This is a genomic window from Streptococcus sp. HMSC076C09 (genome assembly GCF_001837905.1).
Lineage (GTDB): Bacteria > Bacillota > Bacilli > Lactobacillales > Streptococcaceae > Streptococcus > Streptococcus parasanguinis_I.
The window spans coordinates 1-246 of the sequence record NZ_KV834652.1 but is presented as its reverse complement, the minus strand read 5'-3'; the positions used below and the strand labels follow the sequence as shown (position 1 = coordinate 246).

Here is a 246-nt window from a genome sequence, read left to right as displayed (position 1 = left end):
TAGAATGGTAGGGAAAGAACTCAGCAAGTGCAATATTTTCAGTTATCTTTTTTAAAGATTCAATAATTGTTTTATTATCTTTTTCATCATAGTCCTCAACCCAGCATTTCATTTTATTTCCCCAATATCCTAGATCACTTTCATTTGCTAATTCAAATGCGTGGAAGAATGGCTGTTTCATTTCTAGATTTTCTTTTATGATTTGTTCGTAATTAGTGCCGTTTTTATTAGTGCTGTTTTTATAAG

The 246-nt window shown here is 30.1% G+C and carries 1 pseudogene; it reads right to left on the bottom strand.

Annotated elements, in window-relative coordinates:
- Window positions 1–246: pseudogene (locus tag HMPREF2704_RS10495) on the bottom strand (hypothetical protein); the annotation flags it as partial.